Origin of the sequence: Aeromicrobium sp. (assembly GCF_014378035.1) — a bacterium.
In the GTDB taxonomy this organism is placed as follows: domain Bacteria; phylum Actinomycetota; class Actinomycetes; order Propionibacteriales; family Nocardioidaceae; genus Aeromicrobium.
On sequence record NZ_JACMOM010000197.1, the window covers coordinates 1 to 6,985 of the forward strand.

At 68.2% G+C, this 6,985-nt stretch carries 7 protein-coding genes and 1 pseudogene; 7 read left to right on the forward strand and 1 reads right to left on the reverse strand.

Translation table 11 applies throughout. The features are described 5' to 3' along the window. The 7 genes from H7290_RS10430 to H7290_RS10460 all read left to right on the forward strand — a co-directional run. Positions 1–884, forward strand: an 884-nt coding sequence (locus tag H7290_RS10430; RefSeq protein ID WP_366927622.1) for a branched-chain amino acid ABC transporter permease, incomplete at its 5' end; no start/stop codon positions are given. Then, positions 868–2,031: a branched-chain amino acid ABC transporter permease gene (locus H7290_RS10435; RefSeq protein WP_290513952.1), complete on the forward strand. Its 1,164-nt coding sequence runs from the start codon at positions 868–870 to the stop codon at positions 2,029–2,031. The genes H7290_RS10430 and H7290_RS10435, both read left to right, overlap by 17 nt. Further along, complete coding sequence (locus H7290_RS10440) at positions 2,028–2,777, forward strand: ABC transporter ATP-binding protein (protein ID WP_290513953.1); 750 nt, start codon at positions 2,028–2,030, stop codon at positions 2,775–2,777. Before H7290_RS10435 ends, H7290_RS10440 begins: the two co-directional genes overlap by 4 nt. Then, complete coding sequence (locus H7290_RS10445) at positions 2,770–3,522, forward strand: ABC transporter ATP-binding protein (RefSeq protein WP_290513954.1); 753 nt, start codon at positions 2,770–2,772, stop codon at positions 3,520–3,522. Before H7290_RS10440 ends, H7290_RS10445 begins: the two co-directional genes overlap by 8 nt. Before the next feature lie 5 nt (positions 3,523–3,527). Continuing rightward, positions 3,528–4,697: a Gfo/Idh/MocA family oxidoreductase gene (locus tag H7290_RS10450; RefSeq protein WP_290513958.1), complete on the forward strand. Its 1,170-nt coding sequence runs from the start codon at positions 3,528–3,530 to the stop codon at positions 4,695–4,697. 2 nt (positions 4,698–4,699) lie between these two features. Beyond that, positions 4,700–5,884: a dihydrodipicolinate synthase family protein gene (locus tag H7290_RS10455; RefSeq protein ID WP_290513955.1), complete on the forward strand. Its 1,185-nt coding sequence runs from the start codon at positions 4,700–4,702 to the stop codon at positions 5,882–5,884. Next, positions 5,881–6,774, forward strand: coding sequence for a sugar phosphate isomerase/epimerase (locus tag H7290_RS10460; protein ID WP_290513956.1), 894 nt, complete (start codon positions 5,881–5,883; stop codon positions 6,772–6,774). The genes H7290_RS10455 and H7290_RS10460 overlap by 4 nt, the downstream gene beginning before the upstream one ends. A gap of 37 nt (positions 6,775–6,811) precedes the next feature. Here H7290_RS10460 and H7290_RS10465 read toward each other — a convergent pair. Next, positions 6,812–6,985, reverse strand: a pseudogene (locus H7290_RS10465) (NADH:flavin oxidoreductase/NADH oxidase); the annotation flags it as partial.

Consider the following 6,985-nt stretch of genomic DNA (forward strand, 5'->3'; position numbering starts at 1 on the left):
ACCCCGGTTCACTGATCCTGCAGAGCCTGATCCTCGGGGTGCTGTTGGGAGGGCTCTATGCACTGCTGGCGGCGGGCCTGACCCTCTACTTCGGTGTCATGCGTGTCGTCATGATCGCCCATGCGGCGTTCCTGGTGCTCGCGGCCTACATCGCCTGGTCGTTCCACGACAAGACCGGCCTCGACCCGTTGTTCGCACTGTTCATCTCGGTGCCCCTCTTCTTCGTCATGGGGGTCCTGATGCAGCGGCTGCTGGTCGCACGGCTTCGGCCCGCGACACTGACGATGATGTCGGTGCTGCTGACATTCGCGATCGCGCTGACGATCGAGGGCGCGCTCGGATTCTTCTTCTCGGGCACCCAGCGACGCATCCAGCTCGGCTACAGCGGCGCGAGCTTCGAGGTCTTCGGGGCACGTGTCGCGGTCGTCAAGCTCATCATCTTCGGCCTGGCCGCCGCCTCGCTCCTGGCGCTCTACCTGATCATGAAGAAAAGTCGCTTCGGCCAGGCGCTCCGTGCCACGATCCAGCACAAGGAGGCCGCACAGCTCGTCGGCATCAAGACCGACCGCATCGCGGGCTACGGCTTCGGGCTCGGCCTCGCCACGGCTGCCGTCGGCGGCACGGCGCTCTCGCTCGACGCCACGATCTATCCCTCCCTGCACTGGCTGTGGATCGGTCCACTGATGGCGATCATCGTCGTCGGTGGCCTCGGCAGCATCCCCGGCGCGGCCATCGCGGCGATGGTGCTCGGTGTCGGGCAGAGCCTGCTGCAGCTGCCGATGGGAACGACCTGGGCGCAGACGGTGTTCTACGTCGCCCTGTTCGCCACGCTGATGTTCCGCCCACAAGGATTCTTCGGAGGTCGTCTTGCCCAGCGCTTCTAGCACCCACGCGTCCACCAGCCACCAGTCCACGAGAAGGTCCAGGATCACCCCGACCCGCGCGCTCAAGACCGTCACGTTCGTCGCCTGCGCGATCGCGCTCCTGACCTTCCCCCAATGGGCCGCCAACCCCTACATCCTCTCGGCCGGCATCGTCATCCTCAACTACGCCGTCCTGTCGACATCCTGGAACTTCGTCGGCGGATTCACCGGATACATCTCGCTCGGGCACGCGGCCTGGTTCGGGCTCGGCGCCTACTCCACCGGCCTGCTCATCACGAAGGCCGACCTCCCGAGCTTCGTCGCCTGGGCAGGAGCCGGCATCATCGTGGCGCTCCTGGCCGTTCCGGTCGGCTTCGCCGCACTGCGTGTGCGCGGTGCCTCGTTCGTCATCGTGTCCATCGCCCTGGTGCTGATCATGCTGCTGGTCTTCCAGAGCTGGAGCTCGTTCACGGGCGGCTCCAACGGCCTGATAGTTCCCCGACCGTTCCCCGGGCTGCTGCGACCCGAGCACCACCGCGTCTTCTTCTTCCTGTTCCTCGCGCTGCTCGCCGTCGCCCTGCTGGTGTGGTGGATCATCGACCGCTCCCGTTTTGGCCTCGGCCTCAAGGCGATCCGCGAGGACGAGGACAAGGCTGAGGCGCTCGGTGTCCCGACCTACAGCTACAAGCTCATCGTCCATGTCATCTCGGCCGGGTTCACCGGGCTGGGTGGCGGCATGTACGCCCTGTGGTTCGGCGATCTCGATCCGATCTTCCAGTTCTCGATCCTGATCGGGTCGTACATGGTGCTGATGGCGCTCCTCGGCGGTGTCCGCCACCTCTACGGCCCGCTGCTCGGAGCTGTCATCGTCGGCGGTGCGCTTGAGTACTTCAAGCTCGAGTTCGGCGACTCACAGCTGCACCTCGTCGCCACCGGGCTGCTGCTGGCGATCGTCGTGCTCTTCATGCCCGACGGCATCATTCCCGCCGGCACCCGGCTGCTCGACCGCCTGCGGCCCGAGGTCAGCTCGATCCGCGAGATGACGGCCGCCGAGCTGCTCGAGCACAACGAGACCAAGGCGGCGGCAGCCGCGAAGGCCGCCGCTGCCGAGGCCATCACGACAGACCCCGCCATCACAGACGAGACCCGTACGGAGGTGCGCCGATGAGCACGCTGCAGACCACCGCCAGCCTCGAGACCGTCGAGCTCAGCAAGTCGTTCGGCGGCGTCAAGGCCATCGACGCCGCGACGGTGTCGTTCCTGCCCGGCAAGATCAACGCGCTCATCGGGCCCAACGGCTCCGGCAAGACGACGTTCTTCAACTGCGTCACTGGCATGATCAAGCCTGACTCCGGATCGATCCGCTATTCCGGCAAGGACATCACCGGCCGGTCACCCCACCGGGTGACCCGCTCAGGCATCGGCCGCAGCTTCCAGCTGTGCCGCATCTTCGGCCGCATGACGGTGCTCGACAACGTCCTCGTCGCGGCCCGCACCCACGGACTGCGCGATGCTCTCGCGAGCCCTCGCAATGCCGGTGAGATCGAGAGTGCCCGGGGCTGGCTCGCCCGGGTAGGCCTCGACCACCTCGAGGGCGTCGAGGCGGGCAACCTGTCGTACGGACAGCAGAAGCTGCTCGAGCTGGCCGGGGTCCTGATGGCCGAGCCTGACCTGATCATGCTCGACGAGCCCGCAGGCGGGGTCAACCCCGCCCTGATCGGACGTATCGGCACCCTCGTGCGAGAGCTCAACGCCGAGGGCCGCACCTTCCTGATCGTCGAGCACAACATGGACATGGTCATGAGCCTCAGCGACCACGTCGTCGTCTTTGATCGCGGCCGCCCGATCGCCGAAGGTCCCCCCTCGGTGGTCCAGGCCGACCCACGAGTTCTGGAGGCGTATCTCGGTGTCTGACAACCTGCTCGAGCTCAACAACATCGAGGCCGGCTACGGCCGGGCGGCACTCGTGCTGCGTGGCCTCACCGTCAAGGTCCCCGCCGGCACGGTGGTGTGCCTCGTCGGGCCCAACGGCGCCGGCAAGTCAACGGTCCTCAAGGTCGCGAGCGGGCTGCTGGCCCCCCGCGCCGGCCGGGTCGTGGTCGACGGCGTCGACGTCACGGGCCGCGGCCCGTCACACATGCTGGACGCCGGGCTCGCCCACGTGCTGCAGGGCCACAGCGTCTTCCGCGAGATGACGGTCGAGGAGAACGTCCTGCTTGGCGCCTACTCGCTGCGCGACAAGGCCCTCATCGCCAAGCGGGTCGAGTTCGTACGATCACTCTTCCCCGTCGTCGCAGAACGTTGGAAGGCCCTCGCGGGCCTGCTGTCGGGAGGCCAGCAGAAGCAGGTCGAGTTCGCCCGGTCCCTCATGGTCAGTCCGAAGGTCGTGCTGCTCGACGAGCCCTCGATGGGTCTCGATCCGCAGACCACCAGCACGGTGTTCGAGCAGGTCGTCCGGATGCGCGACGCCGGCACCGCGGTGCTGCTCGTCGAGCAGAACGCACGACGCGCCCTCGAGACGGCCGACATCGGCTGCGTGCTCGACCTCGGAACAGTCCACATGACGGGTCCGGCTTCCGAGCTCCTCGCCGACCCCCAGCTCAGTGCGCTGTACCTCGGCGGCGCACGTCCCACCCCCGCGAACGTGAAGGGCAGTTGACCACCATGGAGCAGCACACACCAGACCAGCGCCGACCGGTCCGTATCGTCATGAACGGCATCACCGGCCGGATGGGCTACCGGCAGCACCTCCTGCGCTCGATCCTCGCGATCCGCGACGACGGGGGCGTGCTGCTGGCTGATGGCTCCCGCCTCCAGGTCGAGCCGATCCTTGTCGGCCGCAACCGCACCAAGCTCGCCGAGCTGGCCGCCCGCCATGACGTCGCCGACTTCACCGCGGATCTTGACGAGGCCCTGGCCGACCCCACGGCATCAATCTACTTCGACGCGCAGGTGACCTCTGAGCGCAAGAAGTCGATCCTGAAGGCTGTGGCCGCCGGCAAGCACATCTACACCGAGAAGCCCACGGCCGAGAGCGTCGAGGAGGGCCTCGAGCTCGCCCGGGCGGCGGACGCGGCCGGCATCATCGCCGGCGTCGTGCACGACAAGCTCTACCTGCCGGGGCTGGTCAAGCTCAAGCGGCTCATCGACTCGGGCTACTTCGGCCGCATCCTCTCGGTACGTGGCGAGTTCGGCTACTGGGTCTTCGAGGGCGACGTGCAGCCTGCACAACGTCCGAGCTGGAACTACCGGTCCGAGGACGGCGGCGGCATGGTCCTGGACATGTTCTGCCACTGGAACTACGTCCTGGAGAATCTCTTCGCTCCGGTCCAGTCGGTCATCGCCAAGGCTGTCACCCACGTGCCCGAGCGCTGGGACGAGAACGGTGAGCGCTACACCGCCACGGCCGACGACTCCGCCTACGGCATCTTCGAGCTCGAGGGAGACATCATCGCCCAGATCAACTCGTCATGGGCCGTGCGCGTCGACCGCGGCGAGCTCGTCGAGTTCCAGGTCGACGGCACCCACGGGTCTGCGGTCGCAGGTCTGTTCGAGTGCCGGATACAACCGAGCGTCCGCACGCCCAAGCCCGTGTGGAACCCCGACCTGCCGACGGATCTGGACTTCCGCTCACAGTGGGCCAGCGTGCCCGACAACCAGGAGTTCCCCAACGGCTTCCGGGCGCAGTGGGAGGACTACCTGCGCGACGTCGACGCCGGACGTCCCCATCGCTACGACCTGCTCTCCGGTGTGCGCGGCCTCCAACTCGTCGAGGCTGCCCTCACATCATCGGGTGAGGGCAGACGCGTCGAGCTCGAGCGGATCACCCTGTGACCGTGACCAGCTCCACCGGTGTCAACCGCACTTCACGGGTGGAGCTGCCCAGCACCGACGGCCGGTGGCACGCCATCGACCTGATGGAGCCGCGGCAGTGGGACGAGCACCCTCATCCCCACTCGACCCGCATCGCGTTCGCCGCGGCACACGCCGTGGCCGATCCACTGGCCGACAACACCCCCGGCGCGCCCGCTGCCCTCGACTGGGACGCCACGCTCGCCTTTCGCAGACACCTCTTTCGGCACGGCTTCGGGGTCGCCGAGGCGATGGACACTGCCCAGCGCAACATGGGACTCGGCTGGGACGTCGCCCAGGAACTGATCATCCGCAGCGCAGCCCAGGCGCGTGAGCTCGGCGCGAGCATCGCCTCGGGCGCCGGCACCGATCACCTCGTCTCTGCCACGACGACCGACGACGTGACAGCCGGCTACCTCCAGCAGATCGAAGTCGTCGAAGGTGCAGGATCACAGGTGATCCTGATGTCGTCGCGCGAGCTCGCGCAGGTCGCCACCGGTCCCGACGACTACCTCCGCGTCTACTCCCACCTGCTCGCCCAGGCGAGCGGCCCCGTGATCCTGCACTGGCTCGGCGAGGCGTTCGACCCGAGGCTGCGAGGCTACTGGGGCTCGACGGACATCGCCGCTGCCACCGCGACCTTCCTCGACCTCGTCCGCGCGCACGCCGACGCGATCGACGGGGTCAAGGTGTCCCTGCTCTCCGCCGAGCACGAGACGTCGTTGCGCGCGGCACTGCCCACAGGTGTGCGCCTCTACACCGGCGACGACTTCAACTATCCCGAGCTGATCCGCGGTGACGGCACACATCACTCCGACGCTCTCCTCGGTGCGTTCGCAGCCGTCGCACCGGCAGCATCGGCGGCACTCACCGCTCTCGACGCCGGCGACCTCGACCTCTACGACACCGAGATGGCACCCACGCTCGCGCTGTCGCGCCACCTCTTCGAACGTCCGACCTTCCACTACAAGACCGGCATCGCCTTCGTCGCGTGGCTCAGCGGGCACCAGGACGGGTTCACGATGGTCGGCGGCCTGCAGTCCGCCCGCAGCGTCACCCATCTCGCCACGGTGTTCGCGCTGGCCAACGAGTGCCGCCTCCTGCCCGATCCCGAGCTCGCCGGCCACAGGCTGCGACTGGTCCTGGCCGCCTCCGGGATCGTCCGATGACCACCGTCGACGTGCCCAGCGCGACCCCGGCCCGCACCTGCACACCTGACCGCGACGATGCCCGACTGTCGCGGCTGTCCCTGAACCAGCGCACCACGGCGCAGTGGTCGTTGCGGGAGGCGATCGACGGGGCTGTCGCCGCCGGGATTCCCTCGATCGGTCTCTGGCGTGAGCCCGTGGCAGAGGTCGGGCTGGTCACGGCCCGGGCCTGGCTCGACGAGTCCGGCCTGCGGGTGTCGTCGCTGTGTCGAGGCGGCTTCTTCACCGTGAGCGAGCCCGGCGCGGTGGCGGCCGCGCACGCGTCGAACATCGCCGCGATCGATGAGGCCGCCGAGCTCGGAGCAGCGACCCTCGTGCTGGTTCCGGGTGGCCTGCCCGACGGAGACAAGGACATCGCCGCGGCACGGCGTCGCGCCGTCGAAGCCCTCGCACGTCTTGTGCCCCACGCCCGTGAGCGTGGTGTCGTGCTCGGCATCGAGCCGATGCACCCCATCTTCGCCGCCGACCGTGGTGTCGTGTCGTCGCTGCGCCAGGCCCTCGACATCGCCGACGTCTTCGCCCCGTCAGAGGTCGGTGTGGTCGTCGACACCTATCACCTGTGGTGGGAGCCGTCCATCGACGAGCAGATCGGCCGGGCCGGCGACCGCATCGTCAGCTTCCAGGTCTGCGACTGGATCACCCCGCTCCCGGCCGACACCCTGCTCGGGCGCGGCATGATGGGCGACGGTCACATCAGCTTCCCGACGTTCACCACAGCTGTGGCAGCGACGGGCTACGCCGGCGACATCGAGGTCGAGATCTTCAATGCCGACGTGTGGGCTGCGCCCGGTGACGAGGTCATCGCGACCATGAAGCGTCGCTACGTCGAGCTCGTCCAGCCCTTTCTCTGAGCCTTTCCTCTGGCTGCTTCCATGGCCGGGGAAGGCCTCAGCGCCAAGCGCCGCGGCTGTGCTGCGGCGGGTAGGGGGCGTCCTTGTAGGAGACCCCCAGCTCGTGCGCCGCACGCAGGGGCCAGGCCGGCTCACGGATCGCCGCGCGTGCGAGCATCACGACGTCTGCCGACCCCTCGGCCAGCACCTGCTCGGCCTGGTTCGGCTCGGT

What these genes read in the sequence shown, in the direction of transcription:
- H7290_RS10440 (WP_290513953.1), top strand. Translation starts at nt 2,028, where the DNA reads ATGAGCACGCTGCAGACCACCGCCAGCCTCGAGACCGTCGAGCTCAGC.
- H7290_RS10450 (WP_290513958.1), top strand. Translation starts at nt 3,528, where the DNA reads ATGGAGCAGCACACACCAGACCAGCGCCGACCGGTCCGTATCGTCATG.
- H7290_RS10460 (WP_290513956.1), top strand. Translation starts at nt 5,881, where the DNA reads ATGACCACCGTCGACGTGCCCAGCGCGACCCCGGCCCGCACCTGCACA.